The sequence below is a fragment of the Ruegeria sp. BB5 genome, from assembly GCF_056539405.1.
In genome coordinates, this window is the sequence record NZ_JBQFUX010000011.1 from 23000 (window position 1) to 45611 (window position 22612).

Genomic DNA, 22612 nt, shown 5'->3' on the forward strand with positions numbered 1-22612 from the left:
CAGAATTGATAGCGTGTTTGGTGTAACCGTCAGATAACAAACAGGAAAATAAACTGCCTGCCCGATGGAAATTCTCAGACAGGCATCAATATCGATTGATTGTCCACACGTGGCGTTAACCTTGCCGGTGACCGATTCTGTGTCAGGCAGCAGATCCGCCGACGGTCAGGCCGTCCATCAGAACGGTTGGCTGGCCGACACCTACCGGCACCCATTGGCCGTCTTTCCCACAGGTGCCCATACCCGGATCAAGCGCCATATCATTGCCCAATCCCCGGATGCGGTTCAGGGCGGAGGGTCCGTCGCCGATCAGGGTTGCACCCTTGACCGGGGCGCCAATCTTGCCGTTTTCAACGCGGTACGCCTCGGTGCAGGAAAACACGAACTTGCCGTTGGTGATATCCACCTGCCCACCACCAAAGCCCACGGCCCAGATACCGTCTTTGATATCGGCCACAAGCGAAGCAGGATCGGCGTTGCCGCCCAACATCACCGTATTGGTCATTCTTGGCATGGGCTTGTGCGCATAGCTTTGCCGCCGCCCGTTTCCGGTGGGCGCAACATTCATCAGACGCGCATTCTGACGGTCCTGCATATAACCAGTCAGAACGCCATCCTCGATCAGCACTGTCCGCGAACTGGGCGTGCCTTCGTCATCTACAGTGATTGATCCGCGTCGGTCGGCAATCGTGCCGTCATCCACGACGGTGACGCCTTTTGACGCGATCTGCTGTCCCATCAGGCCCGCGAAGGCCGAGCTGCCCTTGCGATTAAAGTCGCCTTCCAGCCCATGTCCGATGGCCTCGTGCAGCAAGATACCGGGCCAGCCGGGGCCCAGGGCCACCTCCATCACGCCCGCCGGGGCAGGGATGGCGTCCAGATTGACCAAAGCGATCCGCAGCGCCTCGCGTGCTTTGTCCTGCCAGTCTGTCGGGTCGATGAGGCCATCCAGACCAACGCGTCCGCCACCCCCGGCCGAGCCGCTTTCACGGCGGCCGTTCTGTTCGACAATGACCGAGATGTTCAGGCGGGTCATCGGACGCACATCGCGCACCAGAACCCCGTCGGGGCGCAGGATCTCGACCTCTTGCACAGCGGCGGCGATCGTGGCGCTGACTTGCACGACGCGAGGGTCGAGGTCGCGGGAAAAGGCGTCGATTTCGCGCAGTGTTTCAATTTTCACCGGGAAACTTGCCGATTCGATCGGATCCTCGTCCGTATAAAGCCGCGTGTTGGTGGCGCGGGGCGCCTCGGCCAAGGTGCCACCACCATCGCCTACCGCCAGACGCGCGGTTTCGGCGGCCCGTTTCAGCGCCGGGATCGAAACATCGGTGGAATGTGCATAGCCCGCCACCTCACCTTGCACAGCACGCAGGCCGAATCCTTCGGAAGCATCATAGGACGCCGTCTTCAAACGCCCGTCGTCAAAGACCAGAGACTCGGATTTTCGCCGCTCGACAAACAGCTCACCATCCACGGCCCCGGCGGTGGCCGACTGCAAAACTGCAAGCGCTTCGTCCTGCGGAAGAACGCTTTCAAACGGGCGAAACGGGTCGTTGGGCATCGGTTGGGACCTTTCCGGTTTGATCCAGATCAAAAATAGCGTCTGTTTGACGCAAGCATTTTGCTTTATCTACCCGCCGGAATATGGTTTTTAACGCGGCCAAAGACAACGGGAGAGGTGCGACTGATTCACACCTTTTCGCCAGAGAAGCTAAGATCAGACGATCAGGACAGAAAATGAAGAACGCTTTGATGCTTTCCGGGCTTGCAACAGCCCTCTCCAGCCTTCCCGCCATGGCTCAGGAGCTTGAGATTATTGGCAAGCCGGTTGCCGGCGGTGTAAATTTCCAGCCTGCAGCTACAGACCTTGCCGTGGGGATTCACAGACTGGACGCGATGATTCTGGTGATCATCACCGTCATCTGTCTGCTGGTCGCGGGCCTACTGGTCTACTGCATCATGCGTTACAATCAGCGCGCAAACCCGACACCGGCGCGATTCTCGCACTATACCCCGGTTGAAATTGCTTGGACCCTGGGGCCGATCCTGGTTCTGGTCTTTATCGGTGCGTTCTCACTTCCGGTTCTGTTCAAACAGCAGGAAATTCCCGAAGGTGACGTGGTAATCAAGGTGGTGGGCAACCAGTGGTACTGGACCTACGAATATGTTGATCACGATTTTGCGTTCGACAGCTATCTGCTGGGTCACCCCGCAACTCTGGACGAAGGTGCCCGCCCGGCGGATGCCGACGTAACGCCGTTCGTTCTGGATGATGCGATGCGCGCTAAGCTGGCCGATTCCGGTTACAGCGATGATGAGTGGCTGCTGGCCACCGATACGGCCGTTGTTGTGCCGGTCGGTAAGATCATCGTCATGCAGGTGACTGCGTCGGACGTGATCCACTCTTGGACCATCCCGTCCTTTGGCGTGAAGCAGGACGGCGTACCGGGTCGTCTGGCCGAGCTGTGGTTCCAGGCTGACAAGGAAGGCATCTATTTCGGTCAGTGTTCCGAACTGTGCGGAAAGGACCACGCTTACATGCCGATCACCGTCAAGGTTGTCAGCGAAGAAGCCTATGAGCAATGGCTGCAAGGCGCTTTGGAAGAGTATGCAGGCCAGCCTGCGGCCTATCAGGTTGCCTCGAACTGATCCGGGCATTGGCCGGATGAATACATGATGCAGGCTGCGCGGTGATCGCGCAGCTTTCGCCCCAAAAGGACCCGACATGAGCGACGCAAGCTTCAATGCCAGCACCGTGACCGCGCAGACCCGCGTGGACGAGGCCAGCTTTGGCGATTATTTCGCACTGCTGAAGCCGCGGGTCATGTCGTTGGTGGTGTTCACGGCGCTTGTCGGTCTGCTGGCGGCACCTGTGCCTGTCCATCCTTTTGTCGGCTTCTGCGCCATCTTGTTCATCGCCATCGGTGGTGGTGCCTCGGGTGCGCTGAACATGTGGTGGGACGCTGACATTGACAAGGTGATGAAGCGCACCAAAGGCCGTCCGATTCCGTCCGGCAAGGTTGATGCTGGCGAGGCCATGGCCATTGGGCTGGCGCTGTCTGGCCTGTCGGTGATAATGCTGGGTCTGGCAACGAACTGGTTTGCCGGAGCCTTCCTGGGTTTCACCATCTTTTTCTATGTCGTGGTCTACACGATGTGGCTAAAACGTTCGACGCCGCAGAACATCGTGATCGGTGGTGCGGCAGGGGCTTTCCCTCCGGTAATCGGTTGGGTCGCGGCCACGGGGTCGATGACGCTTGAGCCGTGGTTGATGTTTGCCTTGACCTTCATGTGGACTCCACCGCATTTCTGGGCTCTGGCGCTGTTCATGCGCTCGGATTACGACGATGCGGGTGTGCCGATGCTGACAGTGACACATGGCCGCCGCGCGACGCGCTGGCACATTCTTGTTTACACCGTACTGCTGGCGCTGCTGGCGGTTGGCACGTCCTTCTCGGGCATCGGTGGCCCGATCTATCTGACCGTTGCTGTTGTGATGAACGCCCTGTTCCTGCGCGGAGCGTGGCAGATCTCGCGCCGCACCGAGGATGACTCAGAGGCAGATAACTTCAAGGTCGAGCGCTCATTCTTTAAGCTGTCGCTGCTCTACCTGTTCCTGCACTTCGGCGCGATTCTGGCTGAGGCGTTGTTGAAACCCTATGGATTGGGAGGTTGGTCATGAGTCTGCGCAAAAGCCATGAACTGCACCAGCGCCGGTTCAACCGCAATCTGGGGGTGGGTCTGACGCTGGCTGCCTTCATCGTGATCATCTTTGGGCTAACGATCGTAAAAGTCTCCGGCACTGGCCTGGGTCAGCCGACACAAGAGGTTCAGAACTGATGGCCTTGTCCGGTCCGCAAAAAACAGTGATGCAGACGGTCAGTGTGGTCGTGCTGATGGGCGGTTTGGCGTGGGCGGCGGTGCCGTTTTACGACTGGTTCTGCCGGGTCACTGGTTTTGGCGGTACGGTTGGTGTGGCCGAAACCGCGCCCGAGGATATTCTGGACCGCAAGGTCACCGTCCGCTTTGACGCCTCGAAAGCCAAAAGCATGGCGTGGGAGTTCAAACCGGTCGAGCGTGAGATGGAAGTGCGCATCGGTGAGACCGGATTGGCCTTTTACGAAGCCCACAACCCGACCGACCGTCCGATTGCCGGGCAGGCGTCTTACAACGTCGCGCCGTATTCGGCCGGTGGGTATTTTCAGAAAATCGCCTGTTTCTGTTTTGAAGAGCAGGTGCTGCAACCCGGTGAGCGGGTGCAGATGCCAGTAACCTTCTTCGTCGACCCGGAAATCGTCGAGGATCTGGAAGCCAAGTATGTGCATACGATTACTCTGTCGTATACATTCTACGAAATAGACCTGCCCGAGGGCTACGCAGCCCTGGATGAGCAGGCAGATACAAATACGAACTAACGCCTGTAGGTGAGGGACGCTGATGGCACACGCAAAAAACCATGATTATCACATTCTGGCCCCGTCGATCTGGCCGCTGATCGGCGCAGTGAGCGGCTTTGTCATGCTCCTAGGTGCTGTTCTGTGGATGCACGACAAAACGCCATTCGTTTTCTGGATGGGACTGGTTGGTGTGCTATACACCATGTTCGCCTGGTGGTCCGAGGTTGTGGCCGAAAGCCGCGCCGGTGATCACACACCGGTGGTACGCATCGGTCTGCGTTATGGTTTCATCCTGTTCGTGATGTCCGAGGTGATGTTCTTCTTCGCCTGGTTCTGGTCGTTCTTCAAACATCGCATGTATCCGATGTACGACTATGCCGGCACTGAATACATCCAGCCGGACATTCACGCGGTCGACCCCTTCCACCTGCCGCTGATCAACACGCTGGTTCTGCTGCTGTCGGGCTGTGCGATCACCTGGGCGCACCACGCGCTGGTGCATGACAATGACCGCAAGGCGCTGATCAACGGTCTGGCTATCGGTATCGTACTGGGTATCGCATTTACCGCCCTGCAGGGCTTTGAATATTATGAATTGCTGGCGCACGAAGGCTGGAAATTCGGCGACGATCAGTTCTATTCGAACTTCTTCATGGCCACCGGGTTCCACGGTTTCCACGTGATCATCGGTACCATCTTCCTGTCGGTCTGCCTGATCCGGGCGCTACGCGGTGACTTTACCCCTGAAAAACACGTCGGGTTTGAAGCGGCAGCCTGGTACTGGCACTTTGTGGATGTCGTCTGGCTGTTCCTGTTCTTCGCCGTCTACATCTGGGGTCAGGCCCCGCTGATTTAACGCCGGTCAGGCGATCCAATTGCAAAAGCCGCCCCAAGGGGCGGCTTTTTCTCTATCCAGGGCGCAAGATTGCGCCCGATACAATTGCGTGGTTGCAATCTTGCACGTGGCACCCTTAACAAGGCGCCGGTTCAACCCGAGCCTTTAGGTAACGAAATCTGGTCCCGATATGCGCCGCATCCTGTTCCTGCTGATATTTGGTATTGCCGGTTTGGCGATCCTGTTGTCTCTGGGCTTCTGGCAAATGCAGCGACTGACATGGAAACAGGGTGTTCTGTCCGAGATTGATACCCGCATCACGGCAGCACCGGTTGCCTTACCCGACAGCGTTTCTCCTGAGGATGACAAGTACTTGCCGGTAACGATTTCTGGTGAGATGGAGCCCGGGGAAATCCATGTTCTGGTTTCGGTCAAACTTGTTGGCGCAGGTTACCGCATTATTCAGCGTTTCAGCACTGAAGACCGAACAATTCTTGTAGACCGGGGGTTTGTTCCGACCACTGCCAAGCAGGCTGAACGGCAGGTGGGTCAGATGGAGGTAACGGGTAATCTGCATTGGCCCGATGAGGTCGACGGGTACACACCCGAACCGGACATGGAAAGCAATATCTGGTTTGCCCGCGACGTGCCCAATCTGGCCGCTGCTTTGGGGGCTGAACCGGTGCTTCTTATCGCCCGTTCACAAACTGACCCGGGCGTGACGCCCCTGCCTGTCGACACTGCGGGTATTCCCAATGACCACCTGCAATATGCAATCACATGGTTTGGTCTGGCTCTGGTCTGGGCCGCGATGACCGGTTATTTCCTGTGGCGCAATCGCGCCCCTTCTGAAAGTGAAGAGCAATGAAATACATCTCGACCCGTGGCCAAGCGCCTGAACTGACCTTTGAAGAGGCGATGCTGACCGGGCTGGCCCGCGATGGTGGCCTGTACCTGCCTGCCGAAATTCCGGTTATGAGCCAGGAAGAGATCGCGGCATTGGCAGGGTTGCCCTATGAGGAAATCGCGTTCAGCGTGATGTGGCCCTATGTCAGCGGGTCCTTTGCCGAGGATGAGTTCAAGGCGATCATCGTCCGCGCCTACGAAGGCTTTGGTCATGATGCCCGTGCGCCACTGAAGCAGCTGAACGAAAACCACTTCCTACTGGAGTTGTTCCACGGTCCGACACTGGCGTTCAAAGACTTTGCCATGCAACTGATCGGGCAACTGTTCCAGGTGGCCCTGAAGCGGCGCGGTGAACGTGTGACCATCGTGGGCGCAACCAGCGGCGATACGGGCTCGGCCGCGATTGAGGCGTTCCGGGGGCTGGATGCCGTGGACGTGTTCATTCTGTTCCCCCATGGTCGTGTGTCCGAGGTGCAACGCCGCCAGATGACCACGCCGGCAGACAGCAATGTGCATGCATTGGCCGTTGATGGCGACTTTGACGATTGTCAGGCTGCCGTGAAGGACATGTTCAACGATTTCGAATTTCGCGATGGGGTGAAACTGGCGGGCGTGAACTCGATCAACTTTGCCCGCGTGTTGGCGCAGGTGGTCTACTATTTCTCGGCTGCGGCCAGCCTGGGGGCACCGCATCGCAAGGTCAGCTTCACTGTGCCTACCGGCAATTTCGGTGACATCTTTGCCGGTTATATCGCCAAGTGCATGGGGCTGCCCATTGATCGGTTGGTTGTGGCCACAAATCAGAACGACATTCTGCATCGCTGCCTTTCGGGGCAGGGGTACTTCAAGGGCGACACCATTCCTTCGATCAGCCCGTCGATGGATATTCAGGTCAGCTCGAACTTTGAACGTGCGCTGTACTATGCCTATGGCGAGGATGGCAGCGCTGTATCGCAGTTGATGGATGAGCTGAAGAATGGCGGCTTCAACGTCAGTCAGGGCGCGATGGAAGCACTGCGCGAGAATTTCGATTCGGGCCGGGTGTCCGAGGATGAAACACTGGCCACCATCAAATCCACATTGGCCCACAGCGCCGAGCTGGTTTGCCCGCACACCGCGGTCGGTATCAAGGTCGCCGAAGATCACCGTGCGGCTGACGTCCCGATGATCACTTTGGCCACCGCTCATCCGGCGAAATTCCCGGCGGCGGTTGAGAAGGCGAGTGACGTACATCCGCCTCTTCCCTCTCGCATGTCTGATCTGTATGAACGTCCGGAACGGGTGACCCGCATCGCCAATGATCTGGGTGCCATTGAGGATCATATCAAAAGGCATATTGCTGAGTGACTGTCAGACAAGACCAACTGAAGAACGGCTTTCGTATCGTCAGTGAACATATGCCGGGGCTGCAATCGGCGGCCATCGGCATTTGGGTAACCGCCGGTGGGCGGCATGAACGGATCGAGCAGAACGGTATTGCCCATTTCCTTGAACATATGGCGTTCAAGGGAACTGAGCGCAGGTCTGCGCTGCAGATCGCCGAAGCGATCGAGGATGTGGGCGGGTATATCAACGCCTATACCTCGCGCGAGGTGACGGCCTATTACGCACGCGTTCTGAAAGACGATGTGGCGCTGGCGATGGACGTGATTGGTGACATCGTTCTGAACCCTATCTTTGACCCGCGCGAGATCGAGGTCGAGCGCGGCGTGATCCTGCAAGAGATCGGCCAGGCTTATGACACGCCGGACGACGTGATTTTTGACTGGTTGCAAGAGCAGAGCTATCACGATCAACCGCTGGGCCGCACCATTCTGGGCCCGACTGAGCGGGTCAGCGCGTTTTCACGCGAGGACCTGTCGGGTTTTGTCGCCGAGCATTATGGCCCCGAGCAGATGATCCTGTCTGCCGCGGGTGCCGTGGATCACGACGCGCTGATGAAAATGGCCGAAGAGATGTTTGGCCATCTTCAACCGCGTAAAGGGCTGGTTCCTGAAACGGCCCGCTTCACCGGTGGCGAAGCGCGACAAGAGAAAGAGCTGGAACAAGCCCATTTCGCACTCGCGCTGGAAAGCCCCGGTTACCGCGACGATGAGATCTATACGGCACAGATTTACTCCACCGCTTTGGGTGGCGGCATGTCCTCGCGCCTGTTTCAGGAGGTGCGCGAGATACGTGGCCTATGCTACACGATCTTTGCGCAGACCGGGGCCTATGCTGATACCGGAACAACAACGATCTACGCAGGCACCTCGGCGGTTCAGGTCGCAGAGCTGGCCACGATTACCATCGATGAGATGAAGCGTGCCGCCGAAGACATGAGCGCCGAAGAGGTTGCCCGCGCCCGCGCGCAGATGAAAGCCGGGATGCTGATGGGGCTGGAAAGCCCATCAAACCGGGCGGAACGCCTGGCGCGTCTGGTTCAGATTTGGGACCGGGTGCCGTCGCTTGAGGATACGGTCGCCAAGATCGATGCGGTCAGCACCGGGGATGTTCGTGCGTTTGCAGAAAAGATGGCGCTTCAGGCGCCGGCAGCCTTGGCGCTCTATGGTCCAGTTTCCGCCGCGCCCACGCTGGCAGAATTGCAGGAGAGGCGTGCGGCGTGATGCTGTTGGGCAGACGCAAGCTGAAACTCGAGACCGAGCGCCTAAGCCTGCGCCCGCCCGTTCACTCTGATTTCAACGATTGGGCGGCGCTGCGGCGAGCGTCCCAAGAATTCCTTACCCCGTGGGAGCCGATCTGGGCTAAAGATCATCTGACGCGCAAATCTTTCACCAATCGCGTCTACTGGGCGCAGCGTTCAGTGGCCAGTGGCACAGCGATTCCTTTGTTCCTATTCCGTCGATCCGATGATGTGCTTCTGGGGGCGATCACGCTGGACAACGTGCGCCGCGGCCCGGCGCAGGCTGGTACGCTGGGGTATTGGACCGGTCAAACCTTTGCCCGCAACGGGTATATGCGCGAGGCGATAGGCGCGATTGTCCATTATGCCTTCACCCGCCTGGATCTGAGCCGGATCGAGGCCGCGTGCCTGCCCGAAAACAAGCCCTCGCGCGGGTTGCTGGAAAGTTCGGGCTTTAAATATGAGGGCGTGGCGCAGTCTTATCTGCAGATCAACGGGCGGTGGCGGACGCATGTCCTGTATGCCAGCCTGCGGTCGGATCGGCGCGGCAAGACGGACGCGGGCTAGGGGCTCTGCCCCCGGCGCGGCCAGCCGCGCCTACCCCGAGATATTTTTGGCCAGATGAACAAGGGGCATGACTTGTTGGCGTTCTGCGCTACACTTGCCTCATGCGCTGGATTGTTGCGGTATTGATGGTGATCTCGGGCGGGGCTGTGGCGCAGGAGCGGCGGCCGAGCCATTGTATCGCCATCGCGGATGCTGCGCCGGGGATCGAGTATATTCACAAGGCGGCGTGGCAGGACCCGATCCCGAAATTTTCCGTGCGGATCAGCTATATCGCCCATGCCTCTTTCCTGATCCAGACACAGGGCGGGTTGAACGCGGTGACGGATTTCACCGGCTTTATCGGTAGTGCCGATTTGATCCCGGATGTGGTCACCATGAACCATGCGCACAGTACTCATTGGACCGCTCATCCCGATCCTGCAATCCCGCATGTATTACCGGGGTGGGGCGAGTTTGGGCAGGGGATCGATCATTACCTTGATCTGGGCGAGATGCTGGTACGCAATGTCTCGACCGATATCCGATCTGCGTATGGCGGCGTTGAAGAGCGCGGCAATTCGATCTTTGTGTTCGAGGTGGAAGGGTTGTGCATCGGCCATCTGGGCCATTTGCACCATATACCATCAGACGAACAATTCGCCGCACTAGGACGGCTGGATGTTGTCATGGCGGCGGTGGATGGGGGAACGACGATGCCTCTGCCCGAGATGATCTCGGTCCTCAAGCGGCTGAAAAGTTCCGTTATCATCCCGATGCACTGGTTCTCGGGCTTTTCGCTGGACCGGTTTTTGGTCGATATCCGCAATGATTTTCCGGTTGAACGCAAGGGAGCGACCGAAATCACTGTGTCGCTGCGTACTCTGCCAAGTCAGCCAACAGTGGTCGTGCTGGAGCCGCAGTATCTGATCGAACTGGAATAGGGCTTGTCCGAGCGCGCTCGCTTGGGCAATGAGGTGGCATGACACTGAATCCTGCCGATGAGAACCTGGCCCGTCTGATCCGGGCTGATCTGGGTGAAGATATTTTGCGCCCGGTCATGGAACGCTATCTGGAAGAGCCACGGGGGCGTTTTACCGGACATGCCGGTTTGTTGGCCTTACCGCGAACGGTTGATGAAGTGGCGGCGCTGGTGCGATTGGCCTTGGATAGGCGGGTTCCGGTGGTGCCTTACGGTGGTGGCACAGGGCTGGTAGGCGGACAGGTAATGCCGGACGGGCCAGCGCCCCTCTTGATCTCGTTAGAGAGGATGACCGCGATCCGGGCGGTTTACCCGACTGAAAACATTCTGATTGCCGAGGCAGGTGCCATTCTGGCAGATGTACAAACCGCCGCGGAAGAGGCGAACCGGTTATTCCCTCTAGCTCTTGCAGCGCAGGGATCGTGCCGGATCGGGGGCAACCTTGCCACCAATGCGGGTGGGGTCAACGTGTTGCGCTATGGCAATGCGCGCGACCTTTGTTTGGGGCTTGAGGCGGTTCTGCCCAGCGGTGAAATCTGGCACGGGCTCAGCCGGTTGCGCAAGGACAACACCGGCTATGATCTTCGTAACCTGCTGATAGGTGCGGAGGGTACATTGGGGATCATCACCGCCGCCTCGTTGAAGCTTTCTCCGCGGCCCGAAGCGGTCGGAACCGCGATGCTTCAGGTCGCTTCGCCCCAAGCGGGCATCGATTTACTATCATTGGCCCACGACCAACTGGGTGAAGCGGTCAGCACCTTTGAGCTGATCCACAAGCAGGGGCTGCAATTCCTGACCGAGGTTTTGCCAGATGTGCGCCAGCCATTTGCAACACAGCCCGAATGGTGCGTTCTGATCGAACTTGGATTGTTTGCGGGGCACTCGCCCGCTGACGCGCTGGAAACGCTGTATATTGAAGCGGACAAAGCTGGCCTCGTCGGGGAGGCGGTTATTGCGCAAAGCGAGGCGCAGCGTATGGACCTATGGGCCGTGCGCGAGCGTATCCCCGAGGCCAACCGGCTGATCGGGTCGGTGTCCAGTCACGATATCTCGGTCCCGATATCCCGAATTCCCGAATTCATTCAACGCGGGGCCGAGGTCGTGGCCGCGCTTGGGTTGTTCCGCATCAACTGTTTTGGTCACGTTGGTGATGGCAATCTGCACTACAACGTGTTCCCGCCCTTGGGCCACAGCCGTTCGGAGTTTGATGACGAGAGACAGTCCGTCAAACACGCTGTGCATGATCTGGTGGAGGCCTTTGGTGGCTCGGTCAGTGCCGAGCATGGGGTAGGGCGTCTGAAAGCCGATGATCTTGAGCGCTATGGCGGCGCGACAAAGCTGTCTGCAATGCGTTCCATCAAAGCTGCGCTGGACCCGCAGGGGATCATGAATCCGGGTGCGGTTTTGAGGGCGGATTGATCGTGCCGCTTCCCGCGCCTTGCCTTTGGGAAATTGATTGACGGGCGTTTACAGCCCTTCGAATTCGCACAGAACGTGCACATCCATACCCATGTCTTCCAACGCCTTGCGGCCGCCCAGTTCCGGCAGGTCGACAATGAACGAGCATGATACGATCTCACCCCCCAGCCGTTCAATCAGCTTGATCCCGGCAGCGGCGGTGCCGCCCGTTGCCAGCAGATCGTCGACGACAAGGATTTTCTCGCCCGGTTGAATGGCGTCATCGTGAATCTCGACGATGGCCTCACCATATTCCAGTTTGTAATCCTGGCTGATGGTTGTGCCGGGCAGTTTGCCCTTTTTGCGGATCGGCACGAAGCCAACACTCAGCTGATGGGCAATGGCACCGCCCAGTATGAAGCCGCGCGCCTCGAGGCCCACGACTTTGTCGATCTGCTCACCCGCGTAGGGGTGCAACATCTGGTCGATTGCCATACGAAAACCGCGCGGATCAGCGAACAGTGTGGTGACGTCGCGAAACATGATCCCCTCATGCGGGAAATCGACGATGGTTCGGATGTAATCCTTGACCGACTTGTTTCTGGACATTGCCAATCCCTCTGACGTCAAAACACGCGGGCGTATTTGGCCCATTGGGGACAGCCTTGCAAGGAAAGATTATCGCTGACTTCCCGACAGGGAGCGGAATTGAGCTTTGATAATACGAAATAGCGATGCTGTGCGGTGGATGACCACGATGGACGCGCCGGACTGGTAAATGGAATGCCTGAGTCGCGGGAAGGTTGATTGCCAAAACTCTGTTTTGTTGGTAGGTCGCCCGTACCTGAAATTGCTATGCATTGTATATGCAGTGTATCGCTTGTGGATTTAGGCATTGAACAGGGTGTGCGGGAAAGATGGACAGCAAGGTATCTGCCAAGAAAAACAGCCAGTTGGTCCTGCGCCTGGACAAGGATGAGCGGGACGCATTTGTTGAATTGTGCAGGGAACTGGATACATCAGCCGCACGCGAAATACGGCGTTTTATCCGTGGGTTCATGAAAGAACACGATGCGAGCTGAACCCTCAGGCCGGGCGGCGCAGCACGGCGGTTGCAACCCCCATTCCAATCAAAGTCAGCCCTCCGAACCGGGTCATCGCAGTGATTACCCCGGCGCGTCCGATCATCCTACGCAGCCGGTCAGCCAGCAGCGCATAGGCCAACGCGTTCAGCCAGGCCAGACCCACGAAAGTCGCGATCAGGATAGCGAATTGCGGGCCCAATGGGTCCGCCGGACGCAGGAATTGCGGTACGAAGGCGATGAAAAAGGCAATGGATTTCGGGTTCAGCGCCGTAACGGCGGCGGCATGGCCAAAGACACTTTGTGCGGTGACATTTCGCCCGGTCGCTGGCGCCTCTAACCCGCCCGAGGGCGCGCTGCGCAGCAGCTTGATGCCCAGCCACACAAGATAGGCCGCGCCCACCCATTTCAGCACAGAAAACAATGTGGCCGAGGCTAGCACCAGCGCCCCCAGCCCTAGTAGCGACGCGGTCATTGCAACCAGATCCCCCACCGCCACCCCTGTGGCCGAGGCCACGGCGACGCTGCGCCCTTTTGATAAGGCATAGCTAAGCACCAGCAACACAGTCGGGCCGGGGATAAGCAGCAAGGCGGTCGATGCGGCCACAAAAGCCAACCAAAGTTCAAAAGACATCGGGTTACCCGTTTTGGTTTCGCCCTCACCAAGCCCCGCCGCGACGGTGAGGTCAAGCCTTTCGTGGCTCGGTGACGCGACGCATCAATGCCTCAAGTGGGCCGCGCTTGAACCGGCGGAACCACAACAGGGCAAAACCCGAGGACAAAGCGCAGAACCCAAGCGCGTAAACCACGATCTGTGTTGGTTTGAGTGTGCCATTTAGCAAACCAAGCTCCTCCAGCAATCCCATCCCGATCAGGATATGCGCCACATAGAGGGTCAGGCTCTGCCGTCCCGGAGCGGTCAGGGCAGAGCCAAGGCGCAGTTTTTCGATCTTCGGCCATAACTTCAGCAACAGTCCGATCACCACGCACGCCGATCCGGTGCTGGCCAGGATATAGAACGGCCCTGGCGGAATCGACGCAGTGCCCAGATAGGCAACCAATTCCGGTTCGGACACTAACCTTTGTGGAAACAAGGCCAACACGGCAGCGCCAAATCCCCACATGATCAGGCGGTGTTGAATGCAGATCGTGCGAAGCTGTGATCGCCCGATGGCCATGCCGATCAGCAGGAAAGCAGCCCAAGGTAAAACCGGGTGCCAACCGTTGAAAATTGCATTTCGTAAAAAGCCGGGCAGGGTCCAGAGGTCGGTATAGCTGAGCGTGGACCAATCCCAGCCCCGCTCATAGTCAAAGATAAGGTTGGCCAAAACGGCCAGCGCAACAATTCCCAACGCCCCCAGCCACAACATACGTCCCGAGGCCGAAAGAAACGACGCCCCCACCACAAAATACAATGCGTAGAAATGCAGAATGTCAGCGTCGAACACGGTCATGTTGATCAGGCCGAGAACGAACAGAAAGGTCGCGCGCCGCAGCAGCACACCAGCGGGGATGCTCGACAGACCCAATCCTATACCAGCCAGAATGACGAACAGCGCGGCGGCCCTCCCCTCCAACGCGTCGACAAGGTTTGACGCCCAGTCTTGCCCCGGCGCAACTTGCGCCGCGATGCGGAAGTTCACCAGCACCATGCCGCAGAAAGCAAAAAAGCGGGCGGCGTCCAGGGCTTCGAGTCGTTTCATGGTGCTCCTCTGTTTGGGGTGTACTGAAATGATTTTGTGGCACAAATGCGGTTCTGTGGCGTGTTTAAGATAAACAAATTGCGAGGATCAGGGCGACCTTGCCACCTTCATCGGTCACAATGTGCCCGAGTTGAGTAAGTTAAAGATTGTGTTAAAGCGTGCGTACCGTCCTTGAAACGCCGGTCTGGCCCTACAACCTAGGGCATATCAAAGGATCGGAGGCGAAGGTGACGCAGACACATCCCGACTATGCAAAAGCGTTCAAGGACATGTCCCGCTCAAACGACGGGCGGCTGAAACGTGTGCTGATCCTTCTGATCCTGATCAGCGTCGTGATTTACGCCGGGATCGTGGGGTACATGTACGCTAATCAGGATGAGCTGCTATACAAACCGTCCGGAGAATTGCCCGCCCCCAATGAGGTTGGGCTGGCCGATGTCGACGTGATCTCTCTGCCCATGTCCGACGGGGTTGTGCTGACGGCATGGTCCGCGCCACCGGCCACTGAAGATGCGCCGACCGTTCTTTTTTTCCACGGTCAAAGCGGCAATCTGGGTGACCGGGCCGACCGGCTGCGGGAAATCCTGAACAGTGGTTTTGGCCTGCTCGCCCCCAGTTATCGCGGTTTTCCAGGCAGTGGCGGCGAGCCCTCGGAACTGGCGCTGATCTCAGATGGGGTTCACATGTTTGACCAACTGGAGTCTGAGGGTGCAGCCGTCGTCCTGCACGGTCAAAGCCTTGGCACCGGCGTGGCGGCCGCTGTCGCCCAACAGCGTCCGAATGCACAGTTACTGGTGCTAGAGGCCCCCTTCACCGCGACTGTGGATGTCGCGGCCGAGCGCTATCCGTTTCTGCCGGTTTCGGTCTTGATGAAGGATCAGTTCGCCACCCGAGACTTTATCGGCGATGTTACGGTGCCAACGCTGATCTTCCACGGAACCGAGGATGAAACCGTTCCGGTGCATCACGGCCAAGCGCTGGCGGCGATGTCGGGCGACACGGCCGAACTTTATGTCATCCCCAACGGCACCCACAACGACCTCTGGTCGTATGGCTTGTGGGACGAGGTGCAGCAGACCCTTGCGAAGTAGTGTGGTTTAAAGAATCCGGCCAGCGACCGCATCCAGCTTGGCCAGTAATGCCGGATCGCGTTTTTCGGGCGCAGTGAGGATCGCAAACTCCAATGCCCGATCGCAGCCATGCGGGCAGGGCGCGCGTTCAGCCCCCAACAGATCGGGCAGGCCCTTGACCAGCGCCCGGCCTTTTTCTGCATTCCCGGTAAGGGTGGCGATAATGGCGGTTACGTCGACCTCGCCGTGATCCGGGTGCCAGCTGTCATAGTCGGTCACCATGGCGATCGAGGCATAACAAAGTTCGGCCTCGCGGGCGAGTTTCGCCTCGGGCATGTTAGTCATGCCAATCACGTCACATCCCCAATGCTCGCGATACATCTTGGATTCGGCCAGAGATGAGAACTGCGGCCCCTCCATCGCCAGATAGGTGCCACCGCGATGGATGGTGATACCTGCCGCCTTGCCTGCGCTCTCACAAGCGTCCGACAGGCGCGGGCAGGTGGGATGCGCCACGCTGACATGGGCGACGCAACCAGTGCCGAAAAAGCTCTTCTCGCGCGCAAATGTCCGGTCAATGAACTGGTCGACAATGACGAAATCCCCCGGCGCCATATGCTCGCGAAACGACCCGCAGGCGGAAACCGAGATCACGTCCGTAACCCCCAGCCGTTTCAGCGCATCGATATTGGCGCGATAGGGCACCTCGGTCGGTGAATGAACGTGGCCACGCCCGTGACGGGGCAGGAAGGCCATTTCGACCCCATTCAAAGCCCCCGTCAGAATCTGGTCCGAAGGTGCACCCCACGGCGTTTCAACCGTAACCCATTCCGCCTTTTCCAGCCCGTCGATATCGTAGATACCTGATCCGCCGATGATGGCGATTTTCGTCTGGGTCATGGCTGCGCTCCGAATAAAAAATACGATGCAGACTGTCTGAGGGGCAGCGGAGGATTTGGCAAGTGGGTTCAACGGTTTGTGTTGGCTGAAGGCGCGGTATGCGTCTGTTGCATATCTGGGTCCCACCTGGCGCGGTATCTCCTGCGGGGATTGACCGCTAAAAGACCCCTTTCGCGCGAACCCAAAATACCAACAGGACCCTCCCATGCCCCGAGCCATGCTGGCAAGCTTTGCCAATCGTATAGCTAAACCCGATCTTCGTTGGGTGCCGGACGAAGGGCTGACTGCCTCGCGCCTGCGGATCGAACTGCTGTCCGGTCTGACTGTGGCGCTGGCGTTGGTGCCCGAAGCAGTGGCCTTTGCCTTTGTTGCCGGGGTTCATCCGCTGGTTGGTCTGTACGCGGCCTTTATGGTCGGTCTGATCACGGCGCTGATCGGTGGCCGTCCGGGCATGATTTCGGGCGCGACCGGGGCGTTGGCCGTAGTGATGGTGGCGCTGGTGGCCCAACACGGAGTTGAATACCTGTTCGCGACCGTGGTTTTGATGGGTATCCTGCAAGTGATCGCCGGGGCCATGCATTGGGGCCGGTTCATCCGGCTGGTGCCGCATCCGGTGATGCTGGGCTTTGTGAATGGTCTGGCTATCGTGATTTTTCTGGCGCAGTTGGGTCAGTTCAAAGTGCCTGGCACCATGGAAAACACCGGCCATGGCGTCGGTGGCGGCGAATGGCTTTCGGGTCTGCAGCTTTACACGATGCTGGGCCTGGTCGCACTGACCATGGCGGTGATCTGGGTCATGCCGCGTATCACGCGCATCATTCCTGCGCCGCTAGCCGGTATTTTTGTCGTTGCCGCGTTGGTGATTGGCTTTGGTTTGGACGTGCCTCGCGTCGGTGACCTGGCGTCTATCGAGGGAGGTTTGCCGCCGTTCCACATCCCGATGGTGCCGCTGACCTGGGAAACTTTTGAAATTATCCTGCCCTATGCCGTCATTCTGGCAGCAATCGGCCTGATCGAATCCCTGCTGACGTTGAACCTTGTTGGAGAGATCACCGGTAAGCGCGGCGGGGCTTCGCAGGAATGCATCGCGCAAGGCGTTGCCAACGTCGCCACCGGTTTCTTCGGTGGCATGGGCGGCTGCGCAATGATTGGTCAGTCGATGATCAACGTGAAGTCCGGTGGCCGGACCCGTATCGCCGGTATCGCGGCGGCGCTGTTCCTGCTGGTGTTCATCTTGTTTGCCTCACCGCTGATCGAGCAAATCCCGCTGGCCGCACTGGTCGGGGTGATGTTTATGGTGGTGATCGGTACATTCGCCTGGAACTCGTTCAAGATCATGCGCAAGGTGCCGTTGACGGACGCATTCGTTATCGTTCTGGTGACTGTGGTGACGGTGATGGAAGACCTCGCGGTCGCGGTTGTGGTTGGTGTCATTGTCTCCGCGCTGGCCTATGCGTGGAACAACGCCAAGCGTATCCATGCCATCACGCGTGAATCGGAAACCGAAAAAGGCGCAAAAGTCTACGAAATCCAAGGGCCTCTGTTCTTTGGTTCCTCCGAGGGTTTTGTCGAGTTGTTCGATGTGCCAAGCGATCCTGACACGGTAATCGTGGATTTTGCAGAAAGCCGGGTTGTCGACCAGTCGGCCTTGCAGGCCATCGAAAACGTCGCGTCGAAATACGAGGCCGCAGGCAAACGCGTCATGCTGCGCCACCTCAGCCGCGATTGCCACAAGCTGCTGAACAAAGCAGGGCATCTGATGGTCGACAGCGATGATGACCCCGATTACCAACTGGCGGTGGATTATTCTGTTCGCACCGGCATTTTGGGCGGCCACTGAGTATTTTGCGAGGCTCTGCCTCGCGCTCCGAGGTGTTTGCGACCAGATGAATACAGGATCCCCTGCTTCATCTGGCTGAAAATACTTCGGGGGAGGCGCCCAAAGGGCGGCGGGGGCAGCGCCCCCCTGTAATTCCTAATCGTCTGGGCGACTAAGCGAGAACAACTCGGTTACGACTGAATAGTCCCGATATCCAAGCCGGGCGAGCGGGTTGAAGGTCGTCACATCGAATATTCCATCCCTCAAACAATCGTCTCGCAGGTGGACACCGGTTACTTCTCCGAAAACAACCCGATTTGCCTCGCCCGGCAGATCGACAATCTTGGTCAATTTGCATTCCAGAGCAGCCGGGACGCCCTCGACTCGAGCGCAGGGGATGGTTTCGCATTCAACCGGCGTCAGGCCAGCATGTTCGAATTCGTCGTGATGTTTGGGAAGGCCTGCGGAACTGGCGTTCATCGCATCGCGGTGTGCGTGTGCCACCACGTTCACGCAGAACACTCCGGTTGCTTCGATGTTCGAAACACTGTCCTTGCCACCGTCCTGATCGTGTTTGGTGCCCGTTGAAGCGAACATCACCTGTGGGGGCGTGTAGGCGACCCCGTTGAAGAAGGAATAAGGTGCCAGATTGTTGATCCCATCGGGGCTGCGGGTGGATATCCAACCGATCGGGCGGGGGGTAATGACAGCGTTGAATGGATTGTGCGGCAGACCGTGGCCGTCTTCGGGTCGATAGAACATCTCTACTCCAAGCGTTTGCCCAAGGCGTAGCGAAGTGCTAGGGCGAATGCCAGCAAGGAAAAGAGGGCTGAGGTGCAGCAGTTCGGGATCAGGCCGGAAGAGCCGGATGATTGGTGGGAGGTCGAAGCCCTCTATGACCTGTGTTTTGCGCCAGGGCGCGAGGCGCTGTCTTCGTATCGTCTGCGCGATGATGTGCCGCCGGTTTCAGGCTTGTCTTTGGTTGCGCGTGACGGGCAGGGCATTCTGGCTGGGGCTATTCGGTTCTGGCCGGTGCATGTGGGTGATCACGATGCCTTGCTGCTGGGGCCGGTAGCCGTACACCCGACCCATCAAGGCGAGGGCCTTGGGGGTTTTCTGATCCACGAAGGTATCGAAGCTGGCCGGGCGATGGGCTGGGATCGGGTCATGTTGGTTGGTGACGCACCCTATTATGCCCGGTTCGGGTTTTCCCGTCTGAATGGGGTTGAAATGCCCCCTCCGACCAACCCGGACCGAATTCTGGGGCTGGAATTATCCTCGGGTGTTTGGGACGGAGTGGATGGGCTTGTCACCCGTTGGACCCGCTGAACTATTGAAACCTTGGCTATAAACCCCGATGTCTAATGGGCAGGAGGGTATTTATGCAGGACGTGGTTCTTGTTGAAAAGCTGGATGCTGAGGCGGAACTGGACCGATTGGCGGGGTACTACCGAACGGCCGGAGGGCCGGGCGTCAAGCTGTTGAATAGCCTCGGAGGTTCGGCAGAATCCTTGTTGGAGCAATTGCCCGAACCGATCAGGCAGGGCCTGACGGGTGCGACGGAACAGGCCCTGTGGTTGGCAATGCATGCTGCCGAAGGGTCAAGACGGGCTGTGCCGGACCAGCATCCCTGGGTCAACACCGCAGTAACCACGGCCATGGGTGCAGCCGGAGGGTTGGGCGGAATGTCCACCGCATTGATGGAATTACCTGCGACGACCGCGATGCTGTTGCGTGCCATACAAGGGGCGGCTGCGCGCGAAGGGTTTGATCCGTCGGAAGATGGTGTGAAATTTGATTGCGTGCGTGTCCTGTCCGCCGCCGGGCCTTTGTCCAATGACGACGGTGCCGATCTGGGGTTCTTCTCGGTCAGGTTGACCTTGACAGGACCTGCCATGCAGAAATTGATCGCAGCGGTCGCTCCGCGGCTGTCAGTTGTGTTGGGGCAGAAATTGGCGGCGCAATCCGTGCCGGTATTGGGCGCCATTGCCGGAGGCGGCACCAACTATGTCTACACGCGGTATTACCAGCAGATTGCCCGCGTGCATTTCGGCCTGCGCCGTTTGGCGGTCGATGCCGATATTCCCCACGATGAACTGGTGCGCAAACTTGCCGCCCGAATGTGATTTTTCTTCAAAGGCTTGGAGAATTTCACCGCATATGGTATTGATGATTTGAGCGTCCGCTAAATAAACCAAAACAACGCGGGCAAACAGGCAAATATCCATATGAAAGGCGGCTCGGCGTGATTGACGCAAGGCTTTCGCCTCATGTTTCCAACATTGCCCGGCACCTGCCGGTGCTGCAGCAATCGGCGGCTTTGTGCTATCGTGTTGAGCAAGGGCAACCCGAAGTGCTGTTGATTACAACGCGCAAATCACGCCGTTGGATCATTCCCAAAGGGTGGCTGATTGATGGGCTGACTGCGTCTCAGACCGCAGGCCAGGAGGCGTGGGAAGAGGCCGGCATTCGAGGAGAGTGCGACACGCAGGCAATGGGGCAGTTTTGCTATCGAAAACGTCATCAGAAAAAAGGCGCAGTATTGTGCGTCGTGGATGTCTTTCCGTTATTGGTGACATCGGTTGCTGCGTGTTTTCCCGAATTCAAACAGCGGCAGAGACAATGGTTTGTGCCGAAAAAAGCCGCAGTTCACGTCAATTTCCCCGAACTTGGGCAAATGTTTCAAAAACTTGAGCCAATCATGCGCTAAGATGCCTCTGGTAGGGCTTGATATTGCCATGTCTGTGGTTATCAATTCGACAACCGACATTTGGACGGATCATGATTCAATACGCATTGAAATGCAGCAACGGCCATACATTTGACAGTTGGTTCCAATCGGCCGCCGCTTACGACAAACTGGCATCCACGGGCATGGTGACTTGCGCTGTGTGTGGATGTGCGGATGTTGAAAAGGCTATCATGACCCCACGTGTCCGCCCGGCCCGTGAGGCCGTGGCAAAGACCATCGCCCCCATGCCCGAGGCTGAAACGATAGATGTGGCCGCCCCTGCGCCAGACATTGAAAAGGTGCTGGCCGAGCTGCGCCGCAAGGTCGAAGAGAACTCGGACTATGTGGGTAAGGATTTTGCCAGCGAAGCGCGCAAAATCCACCTTGGTGATGCGCCCGAGCGTGCGATCTATGGTGAGGCCAAGCCGGACGAAGCGCAGGCCCTGATCGACGATGGGGTTCCAGTGGCACCTTTGCCTTTTGTTCCCAGCAGAAAGACAAATTAAGCCGTGCATGTAGTTATTACGGGGGTCAATCGTGGCATTGGCCGAACGCTGGCCGACAATTACCGGGCTCGCGGGGATAAGCTGACCGGCACCGCGCGGGATGGCAGTGCGCAGGTGGTTCTGGATGTTACCGACCCTTCGCAGCATTCCGACGTGGCCACGTATCTGGCAGATCAACCCGTCGATTTGCTGATCTGCAACGCCGGGGTCTATCTGGACAAAGGGCAGAGCATTAACGGCTATCCCGCCGACATGTGGGCGCAAAGCTTTGCCATCAACGTGACAGGCGTGTTTCTAACCGTTCAGGCATTGTTGCCGAACTTGCGGGCCGCACGAGGAAAGATTGCGATTATTTCATCGACGATGGCCTCGCACACCCGCGCGCCGGGGGGCAGCTATATCTACCGCGCATCAAAGGCCGCAGCCTTGAGTCTGGGACGCAATCTGGCCACGGATTTGCGCGATGATGGAATCGCCGTAGGTATCTATCACCCGGGCTGGGTGCAGACCGATATGGGCGGGCCCGAAGCCGATATCACCCTGGATCAGGCCGCAGAGGGCCTGATTGAAAGGTTCGATGCGTTGTCACTGGAAACAACGGGTTGTTTCGAAAACTGGGACGGTCGCCCCCACGCTTACTGACGTATCAACGCTGCGGTGGGGATTTCGTAGACCTCATCCGGGTCGATGAAAATCACGGTCAGGTCGCCACGTGTTTCATGGCTGATCTTGGCAGGTGAACTGCTGGAATTCGGCACGCCATCGGTGAAATAGATGCTGCGCACTTCACCGCCGCCCAATGACACAGCCAACGTCGTCGTGCCGTCGTCATGGTGGCGCAATTCGGCATGGCAGCTGTCGAGCGGTGCGCCGCCCGAGGCGCAGGGCACAGTGCCCAAAGCATTCTTGCCGTCAGTTGCGGCCAGAGTTGAAACCTGTGCAAGGGCAGGGGAAGACAGCAGGACAACTGCGAGGGCAAGGCGGAACATGGAAAACCTCTTGGAAAATTCGATGACTAAGGCTGACAGCCTCGCTGCCGGATGTAAAGCAGCCCCATGCGGCATTCGGGGCGGTTTTGAACCCTTGCCCTTGCGGCCCCCCTCGCATAAGACGC

General features: G+C 58.3%; 26 protein-coding genes. 19 read left to right on the forward strand and 7 right to left on the reverse strand.

What is annotated here, in order from left to right:
• Positions 1 to 142 precede the first annotated feature (142 nt).
• Entirely contained in the window at positions 143 to 1564 is a 1422-nt protein-coding gene (tldD, locus tag ACR0DL_RS18990) for a metalloprotease TldD (RefSeq protein WP_170351433.1), read from the reverse strand.
• Between the two features lie 176 nt (positions 1565 to 1740).
• On the opposite strand from tldD, the gene coxB reads away from it, so the two are divergent.
• From coxB to ACR0DL_RS19045, 11 genes are all read left to right on the forward strand, one after another.
• Positions 1741 to 2652: a cytochrome c oxidase subunit II gene (gene coxB, locus ACR0DL_RS18995; protein WP_170351431.1), complete on the forward strand. Its 912-nt coding sequence runs from the start codon at positions 1741 to 1743 to the stop codon at positions 2650 to 2652.
• 76 nt (positions 2653 to 2728) lie between these two features.
• On the forward strand, positions 2729 to 3685 hold the full coding sequence (cyoE, locus tag ACR0DL_RS19000; protein ID WP_480690775.1) for a heme o synthase: 957 nt from the start codon (positions 2729 to 2731) through the stop codon (positions 3683 to 3685).
• Positions 3682 to 3843, forward strand: a complete 162-nt coding sequence (locus ACR0DL_RS19005; RefSeq protein WP_170351427.1) for a hypothetical protein — start codon at positions 3682 to 3684, stop codon at positions 3841 to 3843. Before cyoE ends, ACR0DL_RS19005 begins: the two co-directional genes overlap by 4 nt.
• Positions 3843 to 4418, forward strand: coding sequence for a cytochrome c oxidase assembly protein (locus tag ACR0DL_RS19010; RefSeq protein WP_170533601.1), 576 nt, complete (start codon positions 3843 to 3845; stop codon positions 4416 to 4418). Before ACR0DL_RS19005 ends, ACR0DL_RS19010 begins: the two co-directional genes overlap by 1 nt.
• A 22-nt stretch (positions 4419 to 4440) precedes the next feature.
• On the forward strand, positions 4441 to 5256 hold the full coding sequence (locus tag ACR0DL_RS19015; protein WP_226689814.1) for a cytochrome c oxidase subunit 3: 816 nt from the start codon (positions 4441 to 4443) through the stop codon (positions 5254 to 5256).
• A gap of 169 nt (positions 5257 to 5425) precedes the next feature.
• Entirely contained in the window at positions 5426 to 6103 is a 678-nt protein-coding gene (locus ACR0DL_RS19020; RefSeq protein ID WP_170414291.1) for an SURF1 family protein, read from the forward strand.
• Positions 6100 to 7488 carry a threonine synthase gene (thrC, locus tag ACR0DL_RS19025; protein WP_480690777.1) on the forward strand — a complete coding sequence of 463 codons (1389 nt, stop codon included), beginning with the start codon at positions 6100 to 6102 and terminating at the stop codon, positions 7486 to 7488. The genes ACR0DL_RS19020 and thrC overlap by 4 nt, the downstream gene beginning before the upstream one ends.
• Positions 7485 to 8747, forward strand: coding sequence for a M16 family metallopeptidase (locus tag ACR0DL_RS19030; protein ID WP_480690779.1), 1263 nt, complete (start codon positions 7485 to 7487; stop codon positions 8745 to 8747). The genes thrC and ACR0DL_RS19030 overlap by 4 nt, the downstream gene beginning before the upstream one ends.
• Positions 8747 to 9331, forward strand: a complete 585-nt coding sequence (locus ACR0DL_RS19035) for a GNAT family N-acetyltransferase (RefSeq protein ID WP_170351416.1) — start codon at positions 8747 to 8749, stop codon at positions 9329 to 9331. The genes ACR0DL_RS19030 and ACR0DL_RS19035 overlap by 1 nt, the downstream gene beginning before the upstream one ends.
• Before the next feature lie 101 nt (positions 9332 to 9432).
• On the forward strand, positions 9433 to 10251 hold the full coding sequence (locus tag ACR0DL_RS19040; RefSeq protein ID WP_480690781.1) for an MBL fold metallo-hydrolase: 819 nt from the start codon (positions 9433 to 9435) through the stop codon (positions 10249 to 10251).
• A 38-nt stretch (positions 10252 to 10289) separates the two neighbouring features.
• Positions 10290 to 11708 (forward strand): FAD-binding oxidoreductase, encoded by a 1419-nt coding sequence (locus ACR0DL_RS19045; RefSeq protein WP_480690783.1) that lies wholly within the window; start codon positions 10290 to 10292, stop codon positions 11706 to 11708.
• Between the two features lie 48 nt (positions 11709 to 11756).
• On the opposite strand, the gene ACR0DL_RS19050 is transcribed toward ACR0DL_RS19045, so the two are convergent.
• Positions 11757 to 12296: an adenine phosphoribosyltransferase gene (locus tag ACR0DL_RS19050; RefSeq protein WP_170351410.1), complete on the reverse strand. Its 540-nt coding sequence runs from the start codon at positions 12294 to 12296 to the stop codon at positions 11757 to 11759.
• Between the two features lie 308 nt (positions 12297 to 12604).
• Here ACR0DL_RS19050 and ACR0DL_RS19055 point away from each other — a divergent pair, with 308 nt between their 5' ends.
• Positions 12605 to 12769: a hypothetical protein gene (locus tag ACR0DL_RS19055; RefSeq protein ID WP_480690785.1), complete on the forward strand. Its 165-nt coding sequence runs from the start codon at positions 12605 to 12607 to the stop codon at positions 12767 to 12769.
• A 4-nt stretch (positions 12770 to 12773) separates the two neighbouring features.
• Here the strand turns inward: ACR0DL_RS19055 and ACR0DL_RS19060 are convergent, their stop codons facing one another.
• Positions 12774 to 13403 carry a LysE family translocator gene (locus tag ACR0DL_RS19060; protein ID WP_170379113.1) on the reverse strand — a complete coding sequence of 210 codons (630 nt, stop codon included), beginning with the start codon at positions 13401 to 13403 and terminating at the stop codon, positions 12774 to 12776.
• Between the two features lie 52 nt (positions 13404 to 13455).
• A complete protein-coding gene (locus ACR0DL_RS19065) occupies positions 13456 to 14472 on the reverse strand; it encodes a DUF418 domain-containing protein (protein WP_480690787.1) in 1017 nt (338 codons plus the stop codon).
• Between the two features lie 227 nt (positions 14473 to 14699).
• On the opposite strand from ACR0DL_RS19065, the gene ACR0DL_RS19070 reads away from it, so the two are divergent.
• A complete protein-coding gene (locus ACR0DL_RS19070; protein WP_367647966.1) occupies positions 14700 to 15563 on the forward strand; it encodes an alpha/beta hydrolase in 864 nt (287 codons plus the stop codon).
• Between the two features lie 6 nt (positions 15564 to 15569).
• Here the strand turns inward: ACR0DL_RS19070 and ACR0DL_RS19075 are convergent, their stop codons facing one another.
• Complete coding sequence (locus ACR0DL_RS19075) at positions 15570 to 16442, reverse strand: S-methyl-5'-thioadenosine phosphorylase (RefSeq protein ID WP_170398917.1); 873 nt, start codon at positions 16440 to 16442, stop codon at positions 15570 to 15572.
• Positions 16443 to 16647: 205 nt separating this feature from the next.
• Between ACR0DL_RS19075 and ACR0DL_RS19080 the strand changes: the two genes are divergently transcribed.
• On the forward strand, positions 16648 to 18282 hold the full coding sequence (locus ACR0DL_RS19080; RefSeq protein WP_170351401.1) for a SulP family inorganic anion transporter: 1635 nt from the start codon (positions 16648 to 16650) through the stop codon (positions 18280 to 18282).
• A gap of 135 nt (positions 18283 to 18417) precedes the next feature.
• Here the strand turns inward: ACR0DL_RS19080 and ACR0DL_RS19085 are convergent, their stop codons facing one another.
• A complete protein-coding gene (locus tag ACR0DL_RS19085; RefSeq protein ID WP_170414317.1) occupies positions 18418 to 19023 on the reverse strand; it encodes a flavin reductase family protein in 606 nt (201 codons plus the stop codon).
• Between the two features lie 72 nt (positions 19024 to 19095).
• On the opposite strand from ACR0DL_RS19085, the gene ACR0DL_RS19090 reads away from it, so the two are divergent.
• The 5 genes from ACR0DL_RS19090 to ACR0DL_RS19110 all read left to right on the forward strand — a co-directional run bounded on the left by ACR0DL_RS19090 (position 19096) and on the right by ACR0DL_RS19110 (position 22140).
• On the forward strand, positions 19096 to 19590 hold the full coding sequence (locus tag ACR0DL_RS19090; RefSeq protein WP_170362527.1) for a GNAT family N-acetyltransferase: 495 nt from the start codon (positions 19096 to 19098) through the stop codon (positions 19588 to 19590).
• A 53-nt stretch (positions 19591 to 19643) separates the two neighbouring features.
• The gene (locus tag ACR0DL_RS19095) at positions 19644 to 20387 is read left to right on the forward strand and encodes an EcsC family protein (RefSeq protein WP_170379120.1); all 744 of its coding nucleotides are present in this window, start codon (positions 19644 to 19646) and stop codon (positions 20385 to 20387) included.
• Positions 20388 to 20506: 119 nt separating this feature from the next.
• Entirely contained in the window at positions 20507 to 20971 is a 465-nt protein-coding gene (locus tag ACR0DL_RS19100; RefSeq protein WP_170351393.1) for an NUDIX hydrolase, read from the forward strand.
• A 71-nt stretch (positions 20972 to 21042) separates the two neighbouring features.
• Positions 21043 to 21498 carry a DUF1178 family protein gene (locus ACR0DL_RS19105; protein ID WP_170351392.1) on the forward strand — a complete coding sequence of 152 codons (456 nt, stop codon included), beginning with the start codon at positions 21043 to 21045 and terminating at the stop codon, positions 21496 to 21498.
• Between the two features lie 3 nt (positions 21499 to 21501).
• Positions 21502 to 22140 carry an SDR family oxidoreductase gene (locus ACR0DL_RS19110; RefSeq protein WP_170414319.1) on the forward strand — a complete coding sequence of 213 codons (639 nt, stop codon included), beginning with the start codon at positions 21502 to 21504 and terminating at the stop codon, positions 22138 to 22140.
• Here ACR0DL_RS19110 and ACR0DL_RS19115 read toward each other — a convergent pair.
• Positions 22134 to 22487, reverse strand: coding sequence for a hypothetical protein (locus ACR0DL_RS19115; protein WP_170351390.1), 354 nt, complete (start codon positions 22485 to 22487; stop codon positions 22134 to 22136). The two genes, ACR0DL_RS19110 and ACR0DL_RS19115, sit on opposite strands and share 7 nt — an antisense overlap.
• Between the last annotated feature and the right edge of the window lie 125 nt (positions 22488 to 22612).